The following is a 20,786-nucleotide window of genomic DNA, read 5'->3' on the forward strand; positions in this document are numbered from 1 at the left end:
GATCGAGCGCCGGGCGGCCGTTGTCGGCGCAGTAAAGTCCGGCAACGCGGTCGTGGATGAAGGAGAAGTCGATCACAGCATCGATCTTGCGAAGCAGGTGATCCTTCGGAACCAGACTGTCGAGCGTTACCATCTCGAGAGCTGTCTGCGACGGAGCGGGTTTCTTCAGCATGACCCAATGAATCACAAACCCCTGAACAAGGCCAGGGGTTTGTCAGCAGTCTGAGGCCGGTTGAACCGGCCTTTTGTTCGAATGATCCTGTTTCTCAGCCGCCGGCTTTGGAAACCATGAGCGGAATGGTCCGCTCGGAACGGGCTGGTTGCTGCGAAACAGTGGGTTTGGCGTAAGGGATGCCGAGGGCGTTCCACACTTCCAGCAAGGCATCCTTGAGCCCGTCAATCAAGGCATCGTCATGCAGAGGCGACGGCGTGATGCGCAGCCTTTCGGTGCCCCGCGGGACGGTCGGATAGTTGATCGGCTGGATATAGATGCCGTGCACTTCAAGCAGACGGTCGCTCGCCTTTTTGCAAAGCTCGGGATCGCCGACCAGAATGGGCACGATATGGGTTTCCGATGGCATGACGGGCAGCCCGGCTGCGGAAAGCACATCCTTGGCGCGCTGGGCCTGACGCTGCTGACCGTCACGCTCCGCCTGCGAAGTTTTCAGATGCTGGATCGCAGCCGTTGCAGCAGCAGCGACTGCCGGAGGCAGAGAGGTGGTGAAGATGAAACCCGGTGCATAGGAACGCACCGCATCGACTATTGCACGCGAGCCGGTAATATAACCGCCGAGAGCGCCAAAGGCCTTTGCAAGCGTGCCTTCGATAATATCGATCCGATGTGCAAGACCGTCACGCTCGGTAATGCCTCCGCCGCGCGCGCCATACATGCCGACCGCATGAACTTCATCGATATAGGTCATGGCATTATATTTATCGGCCAGATCGGCAATCTTCTCTATCGGCGCGATATCGCCGTCCATCGAATAGACGGATTCGAACACGATCAGCTTCGCGCGTGCAGGATCGGCAGCCTTCAAAAGCTGTTCCAGATGCTCGACGTCGTTGTGACGGAAAATCTTCTTTTCCGCTCCCGAACGACGCACGCCTTCGATCATCGAAGCATGGTTCAACTCGTCGGAAAGAAGAAGACAGTTCGGCAGCAGTCGGGCAATCGTCGAAATCGAAGCTTCATTGGAAACAAAGCCCGATGTGAAGACGAGACCAGCTTCCTTGCCGTGCAAATCGGCCAGTTCGTTTTCAAGCTCCACCAGCGGATGGTTGTTGCCGGAAATATTGCGCGTACCGCCGGAACCCGAGCCCGCATTGCCGGCTGTGTCGCACATAGCCTTGATGACATCGGCATGGTGTCCCATGCCAAGATAGTCATTGGAACACCACACGGTGATCTCACGGGCAGTGCCATTGTTGCGCCAGATAGCTCGGGGGAAACGTCCGACAATACGTTCAAGATCTGCAAAAACGCGGTAACGCTTCTCGGCGTGCAACTGGTCGATCGCTTCTTCGAAAAAACGGCGATAGTCCATAATGCGCTCCTTAGTCTGTGCCCTAACTAGCGCTTTTGGCACTTGCAGTCCATGGCGCATCGGAGGGCAATTTGCCACGTTTTCGTGAAGCAGCATTGATTAAAATCAAGAAAATAGGCTCGCTACTGGCAATAACGACAACCAATTTTCATCACGGATCATATCGGGATATCGCGTAGAGTGATCGGCTTCGACATAGAGTTGCCTGAATAAGCGGCCAAAGATCGCCCGCTGTTTCCGGCATTCAACACAAACGCGGCATCTGCATGAATTCAATGCGCTCGACGATGAACTATCCAGCCTTAAGTACCGGCGATTGGAACTCGTATTGGGGCGCTTCACCAATGCGACATTTGCGATTGCGATGGCGTCATGTGCAGCTTTCGGTTCCAAATCGAAAAAACAGGGCAAATCTGATCGCCACAGCTGGAAGCTTTCAGGCTTTGCAAGCCGATGATCTTCCGCTCGTGTGCGTGGTGCGTAATGCAGTACCCTTCATCAAATCCTTTTTGCGTTATTATCGCGAGATTGGCGTCACGCGGTTCATTGTCGTGGACGACCGGTCAGACGATGGTACGACCGAAATATTGTCCGGCGCGCCCGATGTGGATTTGTTTACGTCCAATGTACGCTATGCACAAGCCGACCGCGGACGTGCCTGGCGGGATGCCCTGTTTAACCTTTATGGGCGCGGCCGTTGGTACCTGTCTGTCGATGCGGACGAGTTCTTGGTCTTTCCGAGAATGGAGCAGCGGAATATCCGCTCGTTTATCGAGGAACTGGAGCAGAATGGAATTCGCCGATGTCTGGCGCCGATGATTGATATGTATCCCGGCGGTTTGCTGCGGGACGGGGTGTTTGTCGATGACGGAACCAAATATCCGTTCGAGGTGTCATCCTATTTCGATGGTGACGGCTATACGGCGACACCGGAAAAATTCGGGGTAGCTGTGCGCGGCGGACCGCGCTTGCGCCTGTTCGGGCGCAGCATGCGGCTTTCAAAGTTCCCGCTGATTTGGGTCGACAAGAAGACAGATTATCGCCGAGGCAGCATTCATGGACCGGGACCGTGTTTCCGGAATTTTCTTCCGGCGACCGGCGCTCTTCTCCATTATCGCTTTTCGTCGCTTTCAGTTGGCGAGTTCAAGCGAATTGCATCGGAAAAGAGCCATGCGGGCGGGGCAGAACATTACAGAGCGATTGTTGAAAACGAGCGTTTTTCGGATGACCTGTCACTGGTTTATGAAGGCTCGTTGCAATATACAGGCCCAGCCAGTCTCGTCGAACGCGGCTTCATGGCCGATTTGCGAGACATAAGGCCAGGGGCGGGGCCGAAATGCCAAGTTAGCGCGTAAAGGTCTTCCGCAGGAACTGCAGCAATATATCGTTGCGCCGGATCGTAAGGCGCGGAATGCCAAACGGATCGTCCGTTGGTCTCGCGCGACGTTTTTCGGTGGTCGTTGCGTTTTTATAGCCTGCCGCTTCGACGATCTTGCGTATTGCTGCGTTTTCTCCACCGTAGGGATAGGCGAAAGATGTGACTTCGCTGCCGAGCAGGTCTTCGATCTTTGTTCGCGATTGCTGAATCTGCGCAATGGCATCCTTTTCGCTCGCATCTGGCAGGAAGATATGATCGAGCGTATGCGAGCCAACTTCATGCCCAAGCTGTGCCCATTCGCGCATTTCGGCGACGCTCATGCAGTTGGCGGGCTTAACACCAATTTTCTGGTCCCAGAGATTGAAGCCGCCGATCTGATTGGCGACGAAATAGTTCGTTGCCGTAAAGCCAAAATCCTGCAGAACAGGCAGAGCATTGCGAAAAACATTCTCGAAACCATCGTCAAAAGTGATGACGGCGACTTTCCCCTGTTTTCCGCCGTAGAGGTAAGGGATTGCATCACGTACTGACAGGCCACGATAGCCCAGTCTTTTCAGCCAGGCCATTTGCTGGCGAAAACGATCTGGATGAACGGTCATGCTGCGATAGGGCGCGCGATGTTTCGGCGGGACGTCAATCTGATGATAAAGAAGGATCGGAACAGGCACGGAATCCTCAAACAGCTGCACGCGAGCGCGATTTTATCTTCCAGCGATAAAGCGGACGCAAGATTTCACGCTTCAGCTTATCTGGCAGGGAACGCGATTTCTGGATCGTGCTGCCACCCAGACGCACCGAAATTTCTTTTACGCCCCCCGGGAGGACAGACAGCGGTTTCAGCCCGGTGATCCAGTTCATTTGCGCAGTGGTGTCGACGGGGCGGTCGAAAATTTCGGTTGCTGACAGCAATCGTTGCGCGGCTTCTCGCCCGACAAGCTGGGCCACCATGCCAAGGCCGACCGGCACGGGCTCAATCACACGAACGCCCTCTGTGGTTAACACCACCCGACCGCTTTCTCGCTCGCGAAAGGGAAAACGGATAAAACTGTCAGCTTTTAGAATCTGGCAGGCAGCGGAATAGGCTGCGGCAAAATCCGGCGTCAGTTCCACATCATCTTCCAGCACCAGGCCTGCGTCCAACCGCTGATCGATGATTTCCTGCCAGGCTTTCCGGTGCGAAAGAAAGCAGGCAATCTCGTTGGTAGAAAGTTGAAATGGATAGCGCGGTCTATGCACCGATCTTCGATAAACGCGGCTGATTGTTTGGTTGTCGAGCGTGCGCCCATCGACGGCGTTTACCACTTCCGTCTCGACAGGCAGCTTTCGCACCAGCTCTTCGACTTGCGGCTGCCGGTCGGTGGCTCGCTCCAGATGGATGATGAAAGCTTTGACGGCCCTTTGTGGGCCGTCACTCGCGGTAATGTCAGGACGCGTTTCGGTCATGGTCCCTATCTACCTTGGAACGCATGGAAAAGCTCCAGATATTTTGCCGATCAGACAGGCTTCCAGCCCGGCTGGACGCGATCGGCTTCCGCCCGCCACAAATCGGCGTAGTCGACATTCTGCCAGTCCTTGAACCACGGCCCGCCGCGCGTGTAATGCACGACTTTCGGCAGTCCGGTTTCCGGCTTCTCGTTCCAGCCTTCAAGCCAGTTATAATCCGTCGGCAACGCACCGATTTCGTCATCGGCAGCCCACTGCATACGATGCAGATACGCCCCGCTTTCGCGATTGACCAATTCGGGCGTCAGCTTGCGCGTCGAAGGGTGCTCGCAGTTGAACAGCATGCAGGAAGACCAGTTCTTGCGCGGATAGCTGGTCTGCACCTTGCCGTCCATCTTCACACTGTCTTTGGGCTGATAATCGTGCTGAACGCAATAAACGGCCTTTGAGGGATCGTTATAAGATTGAAGGCCAGCAATATCACCCAGAAAAAGGAAGTCGCAATCGCAGAAAAGTGCCCAGCCCTTGTAGCCCGCAAGCCATGGCGTAAAAAACCGCGAATAGGTAAACTCCGTCGACGCCAGCGGGTCGACTTCTCGCGTATAGGCTCCTTGTTCCACAAGATCCTGCAGCTTGATCGGCACGATTTCCAACGGAATAGAAGAATGTTTCAACGCCGATGCTCTGGCGACGTCGTAGGCGATGGGCTCGCGAGAATCCCACCCGATGAAAATGCGTAACGGTTCACTCATTCACATGCTCCTTTAAGCGATTGCCTTGTGATCGTTCCCACGCCTTCTGCCGAAAATTATAGAATGTGCAGGGTCACTGAATAAGGCTGATACGCCCGGACTTGACCTTCTGTTCAACCCAACTGCGCTCATCTCCCCAGGCGTGGCGTTTCCATCCTTCCCAGGTGAAGCCGCAGATTTTCACGTCCCAGCTTTCCTGTGGACACTTTTCGAGCATGTACCAGATGCCAAAAAAACCAGTACTTGGAAAGACTTTGCGTATGTTCTCTTCGGTTACACCCAGCTCTTTGCAACCGGCCAGATAGAATTGGGGCGGCATGATCCGGATTTCCTTGCCGGCTGAACCGACAACCTCGATGGTTTGCAGGGTCCAGTCGCCGCGCCGTCCCTTGAGGCGGGAAAGGAAATTCGGTCGAGGGTGATATTTGCGGATGATGCTTGGATGATATGCGAGCATCACTTCCTTGGCCGCCTTGAAAGTCGGTGTCTGTACGAACCCCGGATCGCGCAGTCGCCGCTGCATGGGCTTGCTTGAGGTTGCCAGCATCAGAAGATCGGTCCGGGTACCACTCATGCCGATGGATTGTTTGGGTTCATTGAAACGGACGACAAAATCCGCTGAATCCACTTCCGCAGAAAGATCGCGCGGCAAAGGCGCGTTGCCGACGATGATCAAGGTCTTTTTCATGCACTCCAACTTGAACTAGAATGAACCGCTGCCTTTTGTGAAATAGCGGGCATATGTAAACCAGAATTGCATAATGAATACGATATTTGGAGCCGATTTAAGAGGGAAATTGAAATCCGGTAAAAATGCTCGAATTTCGCTGCGATCACGGCAGCCATGCAGGAAATGCACTTCTCAAACGGCACGGGAAGGCGGAAGCTCACAAACGGGAGGAAGATAACAAAAAGGGGATACCTCAATGAATCTTCGTACCCACCTCCATCGCTGGATGCAATATCGCGAAAATGTCCGGGAACTTAGCGGCTGCACCGATCGCGAGCTTTCCGACCTGGGTCTTTCCCGCGCGGATATTCATCGCGTCGCTCGCGAAGCCGCTTTTGCGTGAATCCTGTCAGGGCCGTTGTCCCATCGGAACGCGGCCCTGAGCGATCCGCAGAAAATTCCCAAAACCTACACGTCGCCGGGCTTCTTGAAACGGATGTGAATGTTGTCGCTCGCGAGATCGAAACCTGCGTAGTTGCGCTGGAAAGCGATGAGCGCGTCGTTGACGCCTTTTGAATAATCATCTTCCTGCACGTCGATATGGTGCCGGTAGAGAATCCTGTCGTCCTTGTAGAATATAACCTGTCCTTCCATCATAGCCTCCTTGTGATGAAGCGCAGAGCAGAAATCCGTCAGCGGTTTCAATGTTCTCAATATGGGCCTGTGGCTGAAGCAGCGCCAAAAGACGCTTATCAGTCGGGTTATCTGCTTGAAATAGGCGATGGGGCGCGGGTTTCAAGACGATGCGGTGCTGGTTCCGGCCTTGCTCAGCTCAAGCCATGCGCGCGCGGCGTGAGACAGGAATGCGCCTTTCCGCCAGATCAGTGCCAGATGCCAGCTCACATCGGCCCCCTTGATCTTGTGAATGCGTACGCCGGGATGTTGACGCTGCTCGGCGATCATTTTTGGCAAAAAGCCGATGCCCATGCCTGCCGCAACAAGCTCCACGATGAAATCAATCTGACTGGAGCGGACCGCCACGTTGGGAGAGAACCCATGGGAACGACAAGCATCGAGGATGATATGGTTGAGGGCAAAACCGCTTTCAAAAAGAATGAACGGCAAGCCGGCAATATCTTGCAGGGAAACACCATCGCCCTGCGCCACCGCGTGGCTGGCCGGGAGCAGCGCAACAACCGGTTCGCATCGCACATCCTGCCATTCGAAACTGTCTGCGACCGGCAGCAGCGAAGCTGCCAGTTCCACATCGCCCGCAAGCAGCAATTCCTCCAGCCTCTTGCTGCCGTGCTCGACCAGCTGAATGTCGATCTGCGGATAAAGCTTGGTATAGGCTGCAAAAACGGGGGCGAAAAGCACGCTGGACCCGATTGGCGGCAGACCGAGTTTCAGGAGGCCGCGCTTGAAGCCGCGCAGCTCATCCAGCTCGGCCAACATGTCGTCCTTTTCCGCCAGCATGGCAAGTGCGCGACGGAAGACGATCTCGCCCGCCGCGGTAAGCCGGGAAGGCGAAATTTCACGATCCAGCAGGGTCAGGCCCAATTCATCTTCAAGCTGCCTGACCGCCTTGCTGACTGTCGATTGAGTCGCGTTGATGGTTTTGGCAGCGGCGGAAAAGCCGCCTTGCCGCACCACTTCGACAAAAGCCTGAAAGCTGCGCAAATTCATGAGCCATTCCATTAAGGAATAGCTGCAATGAAATCAATTCATTTCTAGAATATCGGCAGAGCGCCTATATTCATTGACGAAAATGCCTCGGTTCCTATTGGAAAGCACATGAAAGCCCACAGCCTCCTGATCCGGTTTCGTTACGCACTGCATCACAGCCGTATGATGCAAATTGCGACGCTGGTTGGTTTCTGGCTGGCAGGCGAGTTCTTCGTTCGTATAATCGGCCTGCCGCTTCCGGGCGGCATTGTGGGTATGGCGCTGGTGTTGGCGCTGCTTTTGAGCGGACGCGTCAGCCTGTTCAGCATGAAGCGCGGAGCAGAATGGTTTCTGGCGGAAATGCTGCTCTTCTTTGTTCCCGCAGTGCTCGCAGTTCTTGAGCATCAGGAGTTGCTCGGTCTGCTCGGTCTCAAGATCATGGCCGTAATATTGCTAGGCACGTTGACAGTCATGAGTGTCACCGCATTGACGGTCGATCTCTGCTACCGCTGGAGCCTGCGTTATGTCGCTAAGTAACCCGCTTGTCGCGACACTTTTCTGGTCTGCCGCAACGATCCTGCTTTATCTTGCCGCCAAGCGTGTCTATCGCCGCTTTCCCCTGTGGTGGTTGACGCCGCTCGCTGTCACGCCCCTGTTGCTGATGGCGCTTGTCATCGGTCTTAATCAAAATTACCGCGGCTATTTCAGCGCGACCCATTGGCTGGTCGCGCTTCTTGGGCCTGCTACCGTTGCCTTTGCAATCCCGATCTATCAACAGCGTGCCACGATCCGCCGCTATTGGCCGGTTCTTCTGGCAGGCGTGGTCGTCGGAAGTTCCTCTGCCATGGCATCGGCCTGGGGGCTGGCGCATCTGCTGGGACTTAATGAGGCAATCAGCCTGAGCCTTATGCCTCGCTCGATGAGCACGCCCTTTGCGATGACTGTCTCCGGCGACATTGGCGGCACACCGGACCTGACAGCAATCTTCGTAGTGCTGACTGGCGTATTCGGTGCAGCCCTTGGCGAAGTCATGCTCAACTGGCTGCCGATCCGCTCCGCGCTGGCTCGCGGCGCTCTCTTCGGCATGGGCGCCCATGGTGCTGGAGTCGCCAAGGCTCACCAGATCGGCAGGGAGGAGGGGTCGATTGCCGGGCTGGTCATGGTGCTCGTTGGATTGGTGAATGTGCTGGCCGCTCCTCTGATTGCTCACCTTCTGTAAGAACCTGATCCCGCAGAAAAATTCCTAAACGCCCGGAAACCGGGCTTTTTTGTTGGCGCTGAATCTGCCTTTTTCTTGAGCGCCCGCGTCTTTGCATAACTGATATGCATTAATGGTCGTTGCCGCGGGGAGAGGGGCCGGGTAAATATCTCTTCATCGAGTTCACTCCTCCTCCCAGAACTCGATAAGGAATACGGCACTCCTCCTCCCAAGCCGTATTCAAGATCAGGCCGCGCATCCTCCTCCCGCGCGGCCTTTTTCTTTTTAATCTCCACATTTGTTTGATTTGCGTCCGATGCGTTGACACTGCGTAGCCGCGCAAGCCCATAGGCAAGTCTCCGCATCTACTCTATTTCTGGCTTGAATTCTGAAATCGGGGAGAAGCGCCCATGACAAGCGGCATCCACCACGTCACCCTCATCACCAGAAAAGTGCAGGCGAATGTCGATTTCTACGTTGGCTTTCTGGGCCTGCGCATCGTCAAGCGGACCGGTGGATTCGAGGATGCCGAGCAACTCCACCTGTTCTACGGAGATCGCACTGGCACACCCGGATCGCTTCTCACTTTTCTGGTGTGGGAGGACGGCTCCAAGGGGCGCGTCGGCCATGGGCAGGTCAGCGAAATCGCGCTGGCCATCGATCGTGCCGCTATTGGTTTCTGGCTCGAGCGTGCCTTGCGCTATCATGTGCCGTCCGAAGGGCCGGTGCAGGAATTCGGTGAACCTGTCCTGCGCCTGCGCGACCCCGACGGCGTAATCGTCAAGCTGGTCGGCTGCGATCTCGCCGCCAACGATGCGTGGGAAAGCGAAGGCATTCCAGCAGCTTTCGCGGTCAGGCGTCTGCGTGCTGCGACTGTTCTGTCCGAAACACCGGAACAGACCGTGGGCTTTATCGAACGCTATTTCGGTTTCAGATCTTCGGCGAAAGAAGGCACGATAGAGCGTCTTCTCTCCGGTTCCGGCGATGCCATCGACGTGCGCGATGCAGGCGGCTTCTGGCCGGGCATTCCGGGTACCGGCATTGCCGACCATGTTGCGTTCCGGGCGGCTGATACGGGTGACGTGGAACGGGCGGAGAAAGAGCTTTCAAAGCTCAACTCCAGCGCCGTCAATGTGCACGACCGCAAATATTTCACATCGCTCTATGTACGTGAGCCGGCCGGAACATTGTTTGAGTTCGCAACCGATGCGCCGGGCTTCACAATAGATGAGCCGATTGAAAAGCTGGGCCAGTTGCTGTTCGTGCCGCCGGGCAATGAGGAAAAGGCTGATGCTGTCCGGGCGCGAATGCCGCAATTCGCTCTGCCGGGCGAAGAGCGCGTCATCTATCGCGACCTGCCTTTCATTCACCGGATCCACCAGCCCGAAAATCCAGACGGCAGTACGCTGGTGCTGCTGCACGGCACTGGCGGAAACGAGAACGACCTGATGCCTTTTGCCCGCAAGGCCGCGCCGAGAGCGACCCTTCTGGGCGTGCGTGGACGCAGCACGGAAGAGGGTATCCAGCGCTGGTTCCGCCGCTTCGACCTGAAACGGTTCGATCAGGCCGATATCCGGTTCGAAGCCGAGGCATTCAAGGCTTTCGTGGAAGGTGCCGTAGCTGCCTATGGCATCGACCTGAACCGGACGGCCTTCATCGGGAATTCCAATGGCGCCAATCTGCTGGCGGCCTTCATGCGCCTCCACCCGCATGTGGTTCGCACGGCCATCCTTCTGCGCGGGCAGGAGGTTCTCGAAGAGCAGCCCGAAGGAGCGGATTTGTCGGACGCTTCGGTGCTTCTGATGAATGGCGCTTCCGATCCCTTTGGGGATGGGAGCGGAACGCTGGAAAAAGTTCTGCGAGACGACGGAGCGGCGCTCACGGTAAGCACGGTTGAAGCCGGCCATGCTCTCGTAGATGACGACATTCGCATCGCAGGCGACTGGCTTCGGGACAGGATATAAACAACAAGGGCTGCGGAAAAATCCGCAGCCCTTTTACTCCATCAATCAAGCGGTTTCAGATTTCGCTCGATGGCTTCGCGTTTTCCTTCAAGGAAAGGCGGAAGCGACAGGCTTTCGCCGAGACTTTCGAGCGGTTCGTCAACCGCGAAGCCGGGACCGTCGGTCGCGATCTCGAACAGGATGCCATTCGGCTCACGGAAATAGAGCGAGCGGAAATAGTAGCGTTCGACTTCGCCGCTTGATGGCATGCGCACGGACCGCAGACGATCCACCCATTCCTGCATGCTTTCCTGATCGGGTGTGCGGAATGCGACGTGGTGAACCGCACCTGCACCCTGCCATGCGGTTGGCAGGTTCGGCTGCACCGCGACATGCAGTTCGGCTGCGGCACCGCCCGGACCCATGGAGAAGACATGGACATGTCCTTCACCATCGGGTGAAACATAGTCGCTGGTCTGGCGCATGTTCATGACCTTTTCCAGAACAATCTTGGTCGGGGCCAGTTCGGGGACGCTGAGCGTGATCGGTCCGAGCCCGCGGATCTGTCGTTCTGCGGGAACAGGGCTCCTGTCCCAGCTATGTGCTTCGCCTGCGCCGCCATCATCGGTCAGACGCAGGCGCTGGCCTTCCGGGTCCTCGAAGTCTAAAACGGCCCGTCCCGCAACTTCGAAAATATCGCCTGCCTGGATTCCTTTATCGTTCAGGTGCTTGCTCCACCATTCCAGACTCTCGACGCCGTTGACGCGCAGGCCCGTCCGGGCGACGCTGTTCGTGCCACGCTGTTCACGCTGCACCGGCCAGTCGAAAAACGTTATGTCGGTGCCGGGCGAGGCCAGCCCATCCGCATAAAAGAGGTGATACGCGCTCGTATCGTCCTGATTGACGGTCTTTTTGACCAGCCTCAGCCCAAGCGTGTCGGTATAGAAGCGCCGGTTGCCGGGCGCGTCGGCGGTAATGGCTGTCAGATGGTGCAGCCCTGTCAGTTCCAATGCCATAATGTGCCTCCTTTGGAAGCGGAGTTGCTGTTGGCGGATATATCGGACTGTGCTGACCAAGAGGAAAGTATCACGTGTTGAACAGTGTGTAACCCATAAGCCGCAATCGCCCCGCGTTCCGACAATGGTGGATAATTGGGGGCTTGGCAGAAAGTTTCACGTAAAGAATATATTAACCTTCAAGATTCCGGTGTAAGAGGCCTGCTGGCGTAGCGTTGAGGGAGTTTGGTTTTGCGGCGCATTGTTTCTCGGACTGCCCCTGCGTTGCTTGTTCTGATATCTCTGCTCGCCGGTTGTGCCAGTCGGCCTGAAGGTGTGCTGGTCCCTATTGGCGATGTCGCTTCTCCCGGTACAACCAAGGTCAACCTTGTCGTTGCCACCACACGTCGCCCGTCCGATAATCCGGGCATACTTTTCTCCGGCGAGCGCGACAAGCTTGTGTCGCTGAACGAGATCGTCGTGTCGATTCCGCCGGAAAAGAACCGCAAGGCGGGTGAAGTGCAGTGGCCGAAAAAGCTGCCGCCCAATCCGCAGACAGATTTCACCACCGTCAGCGTGACACCGCTCAAGACCGATGTGGAAATGGCGGGCTGGGTTCGTCCTCATCTGACCAAGAGCCGCCGCGTGATGGTTTTCGTGCACGGCTTCAACAATACGTTTGAGGATTCCGTCTATCGCTTTGCCCAGATCGTGCATGATTCCGGTGCCGATGTCGCACCGGTGATCTTCACCTGGCCGTCGCGCGCCAGCGTGTTCGACTATAATTACGACAAGGAAAGCACAAATTATTCCCGCGATGCGCTGGAGCAGATTCTGCGCGCCATTGCGCGTGAGCCCGAGGTCAAGGATATCACCGTCATGGCCCACTCGATGGGGAGCTGGCTGACGGTGGAAGCTCTGCGGCAGATGGCGATCCGCGATGGCCGCGTGAATGCGAAGGTAACGGACGTCATTCTGGCATCGCCTGACCTCGACGTCGATGTGTTTTCGAAGCAGTTTCTTGCCATGGGCAAGGAGCATCCGCGCTTTACATTGTTCACCTCTCGCGATGACAAGGCGCTGGCATTGTCACGGCGTATTTCCGGCAATATTGACCGTCTCGGCCAGATCGACCCGTCGGTTGAGCCGTACCGTTCCGAGCTGGAAAAAGCAGGCATTACCGTTATCGACCTGACGCAGCTGAAGGCGGGAGATCGTCTCAACCATGGCAAGTTTGCCGCAAGCCCGGAAGTCGTGCAACTGATCGGCAAACGCCTTGTTGCAGGCCAGACCATCACGGATTCGCAGGTCGGCCTCGGTGACCGTCTGGGTGCGGTGGCAATCGGTACGGCACAGGGTGTCGGCACGGCAGCCTCGCTGGTCGTTACGGCGCCGATCGCCGTATTCGATCCGAACACACGCAAGACCTACGACGAACAGATTGATCGTTTCGGTCGTGCTGTCGGCAACACCGTTGGTGCCGTGACGATCCCGACGCAGTAAGCGACCGGAAGGCGTTTGCCTTGACGGTTGTCATATTTCAGCTGACGCTGTAGGACTCGCGGCCAGAAAATTCGGGCCGCGAGGAGGACCTCATGCAGATCATCCGCACCATTGAGGAATTGCGTCAGGCTTTGACGCCCGCAAGAAGGGCCGGAAAACGCATCGCCTTCGTGCCGACCATGGGCTATCTCCATAAAGGCCATCTGGAACTGGTTCATCGGTCGCGTGCCGACAATGACGTGACGGTCGTGTCGATCTTCGTTAATCCGCTGCAATTCGGCGCGAATGAAGACCTCGACAAATATCCGCGCGATCTGGAGCGCGATGCGGCTCTGCTGCGCGGCGCAGAGGTCGATTACCTGTTCGCGCCAGCGGTCAGCGACATGTATCCGCGCCCGATGCAAACGGTGGTGGATGTGCCCGCGCTTGGCAACCAGATGGAAGGCGAGGCGCGTCCCGGCCATTTTGCCGGTGTTGCGACCGTAGTGAGCAAGCTCTTCAATATCGTTGGCCCCGATGCCGCCTATTTCGGCGAAAAGGATTTTCAGCAACTCGTTATCATCCGCCGCATGGTGGACGATATGGCCATTCCGGTGCGCATCGTTGGGGTCGAAACGGTGCGCGAGGATGACGGCCTCGCCTGTTCGTCGCGCAATGTCTATCTGACGCCGGAACAGCGCGCCGCTGCCATCATCGTTCCGAAGGCGCTGGATGAGGCTGAGCGGCTTTATCGCTCCGGTGTGGACGATCCCGATGCGCTGGAAGCGGCAATTCGTGCATTTATCGCCACTGAACCGCTGGCAACGCCGGAAGTGGTGGCGCTGCGCGATCCCGAAACGCTGGAACGCCTGACGGCGGTGCAGGGGCGTCCGGTGCTGCTTGCGCTGTTCGTGCGGTTCGGCACCACGCGGCTTCTCGACAATCGTGTCATTGCACATGTCGCACAGGAACGGGCGGCGTGAGATGAGCGCACCGGTCAAACAGAAGCGGCTGACGCCAAAGGCCATTTCAGCCCTCAAGGGCGAACGCCCCATTGTCAGTCTCACCGCCTATACGACGCCGATTGCGCGGCTGCTCGATCCGCATTGCGACCTGCTGCTGGTGGGAGACTCGCTCGGCATGGTGCTCTACGGCATGGATTCCACACTTGCCGTGACGCTCGATATGATGATCGCCCATGGGCAGGCGGTGATGCGCGGCGTCGAGAACGCCTGCGTTATCGTCGATATGCCGTTCGGTTCCTATCAGGAATCGAAGGAACAGGCGTTCCGCAATGCCGCTCGTGTGATGCAAGATACCGGCTGTGACGGCGTCAAACTTGAGGGCGGCGAGGAAATGGCCGAAACGGTCGCATTCCTCGCAAAGCGCGGCATACCCGTGTTCGGTCATGTCGGGCTCATGCCGCAACAGGTCAATACGGTTGGCGGTTTTCGCTCGCTTGGGCGTGGCGATGAAGAGGCTGAGCGCATTCGCCGCGATGCGCAGGCCATTGCCGATGCCGGTGCCTTTGCGCTGGTGATCGAAGGCACGGTGGAACCGCTGGCGCGTGAGATCACTGCATCGCTTGCCATCCCGACAGTCGGGATCGGGGCGTCTGCTGCCTGCGACGGGCAGATACTGGTCTCCGACGACATGCTGGGGCTGTTTCAGGATTTCACGCCGCGCTTCGTGAAACGTTTTGCGCATTTGGCACCGCAGGTGTCCGATGCGGCGAAAGCCTATGCTGAAGAGGTGCGGGCGCGCACATTTCCGGGGCCGGAGCATGTTTTTGGCGCGAAACCAAAAGTGTGACCTCTCTTTGCTTTTCGCATTATCCTACGCAAAACCGCTTCGCACTTTTGCTGGAAATGCTTAAAACCTGTGCCGTATGGCGGTAGCGCCTTGTAATTATTCGTCAATCGCGTTCAATGTCGGGAATGTTTTCCGGAGTTGCCGTGACTGACGATATTGCCCATACCGAATTGATAGCTGTGCTGGCAGCCGTTACCGGCGAACAGCCGCGCGTCATGACCGTGCGGGGAGGGCAGGCTTTGCCATCCGGCCCGTTCGAAAGCGAGCATCGTTCGCTGCAATCGGGCCTGCGCGCCTGGGTGCAGTCGGAAACCGCCCATCCGGTCGGCTATCTGGAGCAGCTCTACACCTTTGCCGACCGTGACCGCCATGCGCAGGGCGAGCGCATTATCTCGATCAGCTATCTGGGTCTGGTACGCGAAAGCGATGCGGCTGCGGGGCAAGCGGGATGGCGCGGCTGGTATGATTATCTGCCGTGGGAGGATCACCGACAGGGCGAACCGCCCATCATGGAGCACCTCAATAACGCCCTGCTCGTTTGGGCCTACCGCGCCGACACGCCGGAACTGACGGCGCAGCGCATGCGGCGGATCGCCTTCACCTTCGGCTTTGAGAGCGGAGATTGGAGCGGGCGCTGGAATGAAGACCTTGTGCTTCAGCGTTACGAGCTTCTTTACGAGGCGGGCCTGGTTGCAGAAGCTGGCATGCAGGAAGACGAGAACGGTCGTTCCATGTTCGCCGATCATCGTCGCATCCTTGCCACGGCGATTGCGCGGCTGCGCGCCAAGATCAAATACCGCCCGGTAGTGTTTGAGCTGATGCCGGAGAGTTTCACCCTCCTGCAATTGCAGCGCACGGTCGAAGCGCTGGCGGGTCTGCGCCTGCACAAGCAGAATTTCCGCCGCCTGATCGAACAGCAGGATCTGGTCGAAGAGACCGGCGAAAGCCACAGCGAAACCGGCGGTCGCCCGGCGAAATTATTCCGTTTCCGCTACTCGATTGTCGAGGAACGCGCCCTTTCCGAGCGCCATCTGGCCGGAGCCAAGCTGCCAATTTCCCGCGATTGACAATATACTCGAATCGAGTATAAGTTCGCGTACATGAAATACTCATAGTGAGTATATGTGGCTGCGCTCGGGAGGCCCAACCCCATGAATGTTCATGTGCATGATCATGTTTCCGTCTCGCAACTTTATGACCGCGTGGCCAAGGTGCTGCCAAAGGCGGAGTGGCTGGGCTTCGAGGAAGACGTGGCGGCTATCCTTGAACTGAAGAAAAAGCGCAACGCGGTCATCCTTGCGCATAATTACCAGACGCCGGAAATCTTCCATTGCGTGGCCGATATTGTCGGCGACAGCCTCGCGCTGGCGCGAAAGGCAGCGGAGGTCGATGCCGATGTGATCGTGCTCGCAGGCGTGCATTTCATGGCCGAGACAGCCAAGCTGCTCAATCCCGGCAAGACGGTGCTGATCCCCGATATGGCTGCGGGCTGTTCACTGGCCGACAGCATCACGCCGGAAGATGTGGCGCTTTTGCGCGAGGCGCATCCCGGCGTGCCGATCATCACCTATGTCAACACGTCCGCTGCGGTAAAGGCGGCATCAGATATCTGCTGCACCTCCGGCAATGCCAAAAGGATAGTGGAGTCGCTGGGCGTGCCGCGTGTGCTGATGATCCCTGATGAATTTCTGGCGCAGAACGTTGCGCGTGAAACCAACGTCGAAATTCTCGCCTGGCATGGCCATTGCGAGGTGCATGAGCGTTTTACACCTGACGATATCCGCGAATTGCGTGAAAGCCATCCGGGCGTCATGGTTCTGGCGCATCCGGAATGCCCGCCGGAAGTGGTGGAAGCAGCCGATTTCGCCGGTTCCACGGCGGTCATGTCCAACTATGTTGGCGAGAAAAAGCCACAGCGCGTCGTGCTGTTGACCGAATGCTCGATGAGCGACAATGTCGCCGTCGATCACCCCGACGTCGAGTTCATCCGCCCGTGCAATCTATGTCCGCATATGAAGCGGATCACGCTCCCCAATATCCGCGATGCGCTGGAAAACAATCGTCATGAAGTGTTGGTCGACGTCGCGCTGATGGAACCGGCCCGGCGCGCCGTCGAGCGGATGCTGGCGATATGAACACGGCTCAAGCCCCGGTTCTCATCATTGGCAGCGGCCTTGCCGGTCTGATGACGGCGCTGGCGCTGCCTCCGCAGCCAGTCCTGCTGGTGACGGCGGGAAGTCTTGGTCTGTCCGGTTCAAGTGCGCTGGCGCAAGGCGGCATTGCTGCAAGCATCGGCGCGGATGACAGCGCGGCGCAGCATCTGGCAGATACGATTGCGGCAGGCGATGGCCTGTGCGATGCGGCGGTGGCTACCGAAATCGTCGCGGCGGGCGCCGAAGTGATCGCGGCGCTGGAAGCTTATGGCGTGCGTTTCGACCGCAAGGCCGATGGATCGTTTTCGCTCGGTCTGGAGGCCGCGCACAGCCGCCATCGCATTGCGCATGTTGATGGCGATGCGACGGGTGCGAGCGTCATGCGTGCACTGGCTGCGAAGGTTGTGGCAACGTCTTCGATCACCGTCATGGAAAACACCCGCGCGCTGCGGCTCATCAAACAGGATGGCCGTGTCGTCGGTGCCTGCCTCGAAAATGTCGGCCCGGTTGCCGCGCGCGCCGTGGTTCTGGCGACCGGCGGGATCGGCGGGCTTTATAGCGCAACAACCACGCCGCTTGGCAATCTGGGACAGGGTGCTGCATTGGCAAGCCGCGCCGGCGCTGTGCTCGCCGATATGGAGTTCGTGCAATTTCATCCCACGGCCCTTGCGGTCTCGGCACCGCGTTTGCCGCTGATCAGCGAAGCAGTGCGCGGCGAGGGCGCTACGCTTGTCAATGATCGCGGCGAGCGGTTCATGGCCGACATTCCGGGTAGCGAATTGGCCCCTCGCGATGTGGTTGCCCGCGCCATCGGCAGTGAGATCGCGCAAGGGCGCAAGGTTTTTCTGGATGCGCGCGCGGCTCTGGGCACGCGTTTTGCAATCAGTTTTCCGGGTATCGACGCGCTTTGCAAGCAGCATGACCTCGATCCCTCCAGGGATTTGATCCCGGTCAGACCAGCCACCCATTATCACATGGGCGGCATCAAGACCGACGCGGATGGGCGCAGCAGCTTGCCGGGTCTCTGGGCCGTGGGCGAAGCGGCCTGCACCGGCCTGCATGGAGCGAACCGGCTTGCCAGCAATTCGCTGCTCGAAGCTGCCGTCATGGGACTGCGCGCCGCTCGCGCGCTTGGTGATGAAGATGCGGTTGCTGTGCGGCATCCCGTGCCGGTGAGCCTCGCACAAAGTTCCGATCCTCAATGGGTGCGGGGCGTTGTTTCCCGTCATTTCGGCCTGCTGCGTGATGAAGAAGGTTTGCGCTCTGCAATCACAACCCTTCTCCCCTTCGCGGAGACCGATGATGCCGCAGCCGTGGCGCTTGTCGCTGCGGTTGCGGCATATGAACGGCGCGAGTCACGCGGCAGCCATGCCCGTGACGATTATCCCGGCAAAAGCGCGGCCCCAGCCCGCAGCTTTTTCACCTTTTCGGCAGCTTTCGCTCTGGCTCGCGAAATCGCTGCACCTCACCCCGTCACAAGGACTGCATGATGAACCTGCCGCGCCTGTCTCCGCTTGTCGTCGAACCGCTGGTGCGCGCCGCACTTCTGGAAGATCTGGGGCTTGCTGGCGATATTACCAGCAATGCGGTAGTGCCAGAGGATCACTGCTCCGCCATGCTGTTCAACCTGCGCCAGCCCGGTGTCATCGCCGGACTCGACGTGGCCGAAATGGCGTTTCGTCTGGTCGATCCGGATGTCAGCTTCGAACGTCTGGCGCGGGACGGTCAGTCCCTTGAAAGAGGGGCCGATGTCGCCCGTGTTTCCGGTTGGTCCCGCTCTATTCTGGCGGGGGAGCGGACCGCGCTCAATTTCCTCGGCCACCTATCGGGGATTGCTACTGCGACGGCCAATCTGGTGAAGGCAGTTGAGGGCACGAAGGCCGCTATCGTCTGCACGCGCAAGACGACGCCGGGGCTGCGTGCCTTGCAGAAATATGCTGTCAGGGCAGGCGGCGGCATGAACCACCGTTTCGCGCTCTATGATGCGGTGCTCATCAAGGACAACCACATCGCGGTTGCTGGCGGTGTGCGCGAGGCTATTGAGCGCGCCAAGGCCGGCGCCGGTCACATGGTCAAGATCGAGGTCGAAGTCGATACGCTGCAACAGCTTGACGAGGTCATGGCTGTCGGCGTTGATGCGGTACTGCTCGACAATATGTCGCCGGATCAATTGCGCGAGGCTGTATCGATCATGGATGGTCGCGCGATTTCCGAAGCTTCAGGCGGCATCACACCGGAAACGGTGGCGGCTGTGGCGGCAAGCGGGGTTGACCTGATTTCGATCGGCTGGACGACGCATAGCGCGCCAAACCTCGATATAGGGCTTGATTTTGAGCTGACCGGGGTAGGGATCGCCCACAATCCATCCTGAATTTCCAGATTTTTGCAGCAACACCCAATCTATCGCATGAGGTTGGGCTGCGGCGAAATCTGGCGTCTACCTCTTCCAAATTCCCGCAACACATCCTCCGTTAAAATATGATTGAGTTATTCATGTTTTCGTGCCACAAATCGACTGACTGATAGTCAGTCATGAGTCGTGCGACGGTTCGGACACCTGCTTGTGTGCGTGCCGGTTGCCGGATCGTCGTCACGGCTCAAAGCGGCATTTGTTGCTGAGTTTCATGAATATCGAGCAGGAGGGGAGCGTTATGCTTCACCATACGGAAAACTGGCCTTACATGATCACCTTGTCGAAGGGCGCATCAACCATGGCGGAGACGCGTGAATTCTTTGATGTCTGGAGCCGCTGGCTTGATGAAGAAAAGCCCTTTATCACGATCCGCCGTTTTTTGGATGAGGATGCCCTTGTGCATCCCGAAGGTTCGGCGCGTGACGTCAAGCAATGGTTCCAGCACAATGCGCAGCGCATTCGCGAACAGGTGCTGGGGATGGTGAACATCGTGCCGGAATCTGTTTATGAACAGGCAAACCGCATGGACGCCGAAAAGCTGTTCCGTGTTCCGGCGGGCACATTCTCCAACGTCGATGCAGCGCTGCACTGGCTGGAGGATCGCGTCGTTCGACCGAACAGTCTTGCTTTTGACAGGGCGGCAATCCGGGGTAAATTGGCAGCATTCTGAAGTTCCGGAGACTGATTTGCCGCCGACTGCCATCAAGCCCAAGCCCCGCACCAAGCCGGCCGAAATACGTCGCGACGAACTGATGGCTGCAGCCGAAGCCCTCTTCCTCGAAAAGGGTTTCGCAGCGACAAGCGTGGATGAAATCGTGCGTCTGGCAGATGTTGCCAAAGGTACGTTCTATCTGCACTTCCGCAGCAAGGACGACATGCTGGTCGCTTTACGGGAGCGATTTATCGATGGTTTCTGTGAGGGGCTGGAGCGTCAGCTCGACCAATATCCGGCCGATGACTGGCTCGGAAAGCTGGTAGCGTGGGCCGAGACGGGCATTGCCGGCTATCTGGACAATTACAAACTCCACGACATGGTGTTTCATGATTTTCATCCGCCCATGCGGCGCATGAAGCAGGAAAATCCGGCAATCGTCCGGCTCGATGCATTGTTGAGCGAGGGAAACGCCGCAGGTGCATGGAACATCGCCAATCCGCGCTTGACGGCTGTACTTCTTTTCAATGCGCTGCACGGTGCGGTCGATGAAATCATCTCCAATCCCGAGATGATGGATCGCACCGAAATGATCGCGGGTGTAAAGGCATTTTTCCTGCAGGCAGTGACATCTCGATAATACAGCCAAAGAAAAAGGGAGGCTGATGCCCCCCTTCGTTCAT

Annotated in this window: 22 protein-coding genes and 1 pseudogene; 14 read left to right on the top strand and 9 right to left on the bottom strand. The window is 57.6% G+C overall.

The window, feature by feature from the left end; translation table 11 throughout:
* Both F9K78_RS10370 and hemA read right to left on the bottom strand, forming a co-directional pair.
* Window positions 1–172: pseudogene (locus F9K78_RS10370) on the bottom strand (IS5/IS1182 family transposase); the annotation flags it as partial.
* Window positions 173–266: 94 nt separating this feature from the next.
* Window positions 267–1,547, bottom strand: a complete 1,281-nt coding sequence (gene hemA, locus F9K78_RS10375; RefSeq protein WP_121985636.1) for a 5-aminolevulinate synthase — start codon at window positions 1,545–1,547, stop codon at window positions 267–269.
* 443 nt (window positions 1,548–1,990) lie between these two features.
* Here hemA and F9K78_RS10380 point away from each other — a divergent pair, with 443 nt between their 5' ends.
* Complete coding sequence (locus F9K78_RS10380; RefSeq protein ID WP_235925408.1) at window positions 1,991–2,902, top strand: glycosyltransferase family 2 protein; 912 nt, start codon at window positions 1,991–1,993, stop codon at window positions 2,900–2,902.
* On the opposite strand, the gene F9K78_RS10385 is transcribed toward F9K78_RS10380, so the two are convergent.
* The 4 genes from F9K78_RS10385 to F9K78_RS10400 all read right to left on the bottom strand — a co-directional run bounded on the left by F9K78_RS10385 (window position 2,892) and on the right by F9K78_RS10400 (window position 5,808).
* Window positions 2,892–3,593 carry a polysaccharide deacetylase family protein gene (locus F9K78_RS10385; protein WP_121985800.1) on the bottom strand — a complete coding sequence of 234 codons (702 nt, stop codon included), beginning with the start codon at window positions 3,591–3,593 and terminating at the stop codon, window positions 2,892–2,894. The genes F9K78_RS10380 and F9K78_RS10385 overlap by 11 nt on opposite strands.
* Before the next feature lie 7 nt (window positions 3,594–3,600).
* Entirely contained in the window at window positions 3,601–4,368 is a 768-nt protein-coding gene (locus F9K78_RS10390; protein ID WP_121985634.1) for a glycosyltransferase family 25 protein, read from the bottom strand.
* Between the two features lie 50 nt (window positions 4,369–4,418).
* Window positions 4,419–5,120: a glycosyltransferase gene (locus F9K78_RS10395; RefSeq protein WP_121985633.1), complete on the bottom strand. Its 702-nt coding sequence runs from the start codon at window positions 5,118–5,120 to the stop codon at window positions 4,419–4,421.
* A 73-nt stretch (window positions 5,121–5,193) separates the two neighbouring features.
* Window positions 5,194–5,808 (bottom strand): glycosyltransferase family 29 protein, encoded by a 615-nt coding sequence (locus F9K78_RS10400; protein WP_121985632.1) that lies wholly within the window; start codon window positions 5,806–5,808, stop codon window positions 5,194–5,196.
* 238 nt (window positions 5,809–6,046) lie between these two features.
* On the opposite strand from F9K78_RS10400, the gene F9K78_RS10405 reads away from it, so the two are divergent.
* Window positions 6,047–6,193 (top strand): DUF1127 domain-containing protein, encoded by a 147-nt coding sequence (locus F9K78_RS10405; protein WP_121982923.1) that lies wholly within the window; start codon window positions 6,047–6,049, stop codon window positions 6,191–6,193.
* 65 nt (window positions 6,194–6,258) lie between these two features.
* Here the strand turns inward: F9K78_RS10405 and F9K78_RS10410 are convergent, their stop codons facing one another.
* Window positions 6,259–6,444, bottom strand: a complete 186-nt coding sequence (locus F9K78_RS10410) for a hypothetical protein (protein ID WP_021586234.1) — start codon at window positions 6,442–6,444, stop codon at window positions 6,259–6,261.
* A 141-nt stretch (window positions 6,445–6,585) separates the two neighbouring features.
* Window positions 6,586–7,476 carry a LysR family transcriptional regulator gene (locus F9K78_RS10415; RefSeq protein ID WP_121985799.1) on the bottom strand — a complete coding sequence of 297 codons (891 nt, stop codon included), beginning with the start codon at window positions 7,474–7,476 and terminating at the stop codon, window positions 6,586–6,588.
* 108 nt (window positions 7,477–7,584) lie between these two features.
* Between F9K78_RS10415 and F9K78_RS10420 the strand changes: the two genes are divergently transcribed.
* From F9K78_RS10420 to F9K78_RS10430, 3 genes are all read left to right on the top strand, one after another.
* A complete protein-coding gene (locus tag F9K78_RS10420) occupies window positions 7,585–7,992 on the top strand; it encodes a CidA/LrgA family protein (protein WP_121982924.1) in 408 nt (135 codons plus the stop codon).
* On the top strand, window positions 7,979–8,674 hold the full coding sequence (locus tag F9K78_RS10425; RefSeq protein ID WP_122066574.1) for an LrgB family protein: 696 nt from the start codon (window positions 7,979–7,981) through the stop codon (window positions 8,672–8,674). Before F9K78_RS10420 ends, F9K78_RS10425 begins: the two co-directional genes overlap by 14 nt.
* A 389-nt stretch (window positions 8,675–9,063) precedes the next feature.
* Window positions 9,064–10,617 carry a VOC family protein gene (locus F9K78_RS10430; protein WP_121985630.1) on the top strand — a complete coding sequence of 518 codons (1,554 nt, stop codon included), beginning with the start codon at window positions 9,064–9,066 and terminating at the stop codon, window positions 10,615–10,617.
* Between the two features lie 41 nt (window positions 10,618–10,658).
* On the opposite strand, the gene F9K78_RS10435 is transcribed toward F9K78_RS10430, so the two are convergent.
* Window positions 10,659–11,612, bottom strand: a complete 954-nt coding sequence (locus F9K78_RS10435) for a ring-cleaving dioxygenase (RefSeq protein WP_121985629.1) — start codon at window positions 11,610–11,612, stop codon at window positions 10,659–10,661.
* Window positions 11,613–11,837: 225 nt separating this feature from the next.
* Here F9K78_RS10435 and F9K78_RS10440 point away from each other — a divergent pair, with 225 nt between their 5' ends.
* The 9 genes from F9K78_RS10440 to F9K78_RS10480 all read left to right on the top strand — a co-directional run bounded on the left by F9K78_RS10440 (window position 11,838) and on the right by F9K78_RS10480 (window position 20,743).
* A complete protein-coding gene (locus tag F9K78_RS10440) occupies window positions 11,838–13,094 on the top strand; it encodes an alpha/beta hydrolase (protein WP_162929784.1) in 1,257 nt (418 codons plus the stop codon).
* Between the two features lie 92 nt (window positions 13,095–13,186).
* The gene (gene panC, locus F9K78_RS10445) at window positions 13,187–14,056 is read left to right on the top strand and encodes a pantoate--beta-alanine ligase (protein ID WP_121985628.1); all 870 of its coding nucleotides are present in this window, start codon (window positions 13,187–13,189) and stop codon (window positions 14,054–14,056) included.
* Window position 14,057: 1 nt separating this feature from the next.
* Entirely contained in the window at window positions 14,058–14,885 is an 828-nt protein-coding gene (gene panB, locus F9K78_RS10450) for a 3-methyl-2-oxobutanoate hydroxymethyltransferase (protein ID WP_121985627.1), read from the top strand.
* 116 nt (window positions 14,886–15,001) lie between these two features.
* Window positions 15,002–15,952, top strand: coding sequence for an NUDIX hydrolase (locus F9K78_RS10455; protein ID WP_121985626.1), 951 nt, complete (start codon window positions 15,002–15,004; stop codon window positions 15,950–15,952).
* Window positions 15,953–16,036: 84 nt separating this feature from the next.
* Entirely contained in the window at window positions 16,037–17,020 is a 984-nt protein-coding gene (nadA, locus tag F9K78_RS10460; RefSeq protein WP_174813439.1) for a quinolinate synthase NadA, read from the top strand.
* Window positions 17,017–18,528, top strand: coding sequence for an L-aspartate oxidase (locus tag F9K78_RS10465; protein WP_151682176.1), 1,512 nt, complete (start codon window positions 17,017–17,019; stop codon window positions 18,526–18,528). Before nadA ends, F9K78_RS10465 begins: the two co-directional genes overlap by 4 nt.
* Complete coding sequence (gene nadC / locus F9K78_RS10470; RefSeq protein WP_122066630.1) at window positions 18,528–19,409, top strand: carboxylating nicotinate-nucleotide diphosphorylase; 882 nt, start codon at window positions 18,528–18,530, stop codon at window positions 19,407–19,409. The genes F9K78_RS10465 and nadC overlap by 1 nt, the downstream gene beginning before the upstream one ends.
* A gap of 280 nt (window positions 19,410–19,689) precedes the next feature.
* Window positions 19,690–20,121, top strand: coding sequence for a hypothetical protein (locus tag F9K78_RS10475; RefSeq protein WP_121985624.1), 432 nt, complete (start codon window positions 19,690–19,692; stop codon window positions 20,119–20,121).
* A gap of 16 nt (window positions 20,122–20,137) precedes the next feature.
* On the top strand, window positions 20,138–20,743 hold the full coding sequence (locus F9K78_RS10480) for a TetR/AcrR family transcriptional regulator (RefSeq protein ID WP_121985623.1): 606 nt from the start codon (window positions 20,138–20,140) through the stop codon (window positions 20,741–20,743).
* Window positions 20,744–20,786 lie beyond the last annotated feature (43 nt).

It is taken from the genome of Brucella pseudintermedia, assembly GCF_008932435.1.
Taxonomy (GTDB): Bacteria; Pseudomonadota; Alphaproteobacteria; order Rhizobiales; family Rhizobiaceae; genus Brucella; species Brucella pseudintermedia.

Excerpts from the sequence above, each read along its gene's own strand:
- hemA (WP_121985636.1), bottom strand. The coding sequence starts at position 1,547 with ATGGACTATCGCCGTTTTTTCGAAGAAGCGATCGACCAGTTGCACGCC.
- F9K78_RS10390 (WP_121985634.1), bottom strand. The coding sequence starts at position 4,368 with ATGACCGAAACGCGTCCTGACATTACCGCGAGTGACGGCCCACAAAGG.
- F9K78_RS10395 (WP_121985633.1), bottom strand. The coding sequence starts at position 5,120 with ATGAGTGAACCGTTACGCATTTTCATCGGGTGGGATTCTCGCGAGCCC.
- F9K78_RS10400 (WP_121985632.1), bottom strand. The coding sequence starts at position 5,808 with ATGAAAAAGACCTTGATCATCGTCGGCAACGCGCCTTTGCCGCGCGAT.
- F9K78_RS10405 (WP_121982923.1), top strand. The coding sequence starts at position 6,047 with ATGAATCTTCGTACCCACCTCCATCGCTGGATGCAATATCGCGAAAAT.
- F9K78_RS10410 (WP_021586234.1), bottom strand. The coding sequence starts at position 6,444 with ATGGAAGGACAGGTTATATTCTACAAGGACGACAGGATTCTCTACCGG.
- F9K78_RS10415 (WP_121985799.1), bottom strand. The coding sequence starts at position 7,476 with ATGAATTTGCGCAGCTTTCAGGCTTTTGTCGAAGTGGTGCGGCAAGGC.
- F9K78_RS10420 (WP_121982924.1), top strand. The coding sequence starts at position 7,585 with ATGAAAGCCCACAGCCTCCTGATCCGGTTTCGTTACGCACTGCATCAC.
- F9K78_RS10425 (WP_122066574.1), top strand. The coding sequence starts at position 7,979 with ATGTCGCTAAGTAACCCGCTTGTCGCGACACTTTTCTGGTCTGCCGCA.
- F9K78_RS10430 (WP_121985630.1), top strand. The coding sequence starts at position 9,064 with ATGACAAGCGGCATCCACCACGTCACCCTCATCACCAGAAAAGTGCAG.
- F9K78_RS10435 (WP_121985629.1), bottom strand. The coding sequence starts at position 11,612 with ATGGCATTGGAACTGACAGGGCTGCACCATCTGACAGCCATTACCGCC.
- panC (WP_121985628.1), top strand. The coding sequence starts at position 13,187 with ATGCAGATCATCCGCACCATTGAGGAATTGCGTCAGGCTTTGACGCCC.
- panB (WP_121985627.1), top strand. The coding sequence starts at position 14,058 with ATGAGCGCACCGGTCAAACAGAAGCGGCTGACGCCAAAGGCCATTTCA.
- F9K78_RS10455 (WP_121985626.1), top strand. The coding sequence starts at position 15,002 with ATGTCGGGAATGTTTTCCGGAGTTGCCGTGACTGACGATATTGCCCAT.
- nadA (WP_174813439.1), top strand. The coding sequence starts at position 16,037 with ATGAATGTTCATGTGCATGATCATGTTTCCGTCTCGCAACTTTATGAC.
- F9K78_RS10465 (WP_151682176.1), top strand. The coding sequence starts at position 17,017 with ATGAACACGGCTCAAGCCCCGGTTCTCATCATTGGCAGCGGCCTTGCC.
- nadC (WP_122066630.1), top strand. The coding sequence starts at position 18,528 with ATGAACCTGCCGCGCCTGTCTCCGCTTGTCGTCGAACCGCTGGTGCGC.
- F9K78_RS10475 (WP_121985624.1), top strand. The coding sequence starts at position 19,690 with ATGCTTCACCATACGGAAAACTGGCCTTACATGATCACCTTGTCGAAG.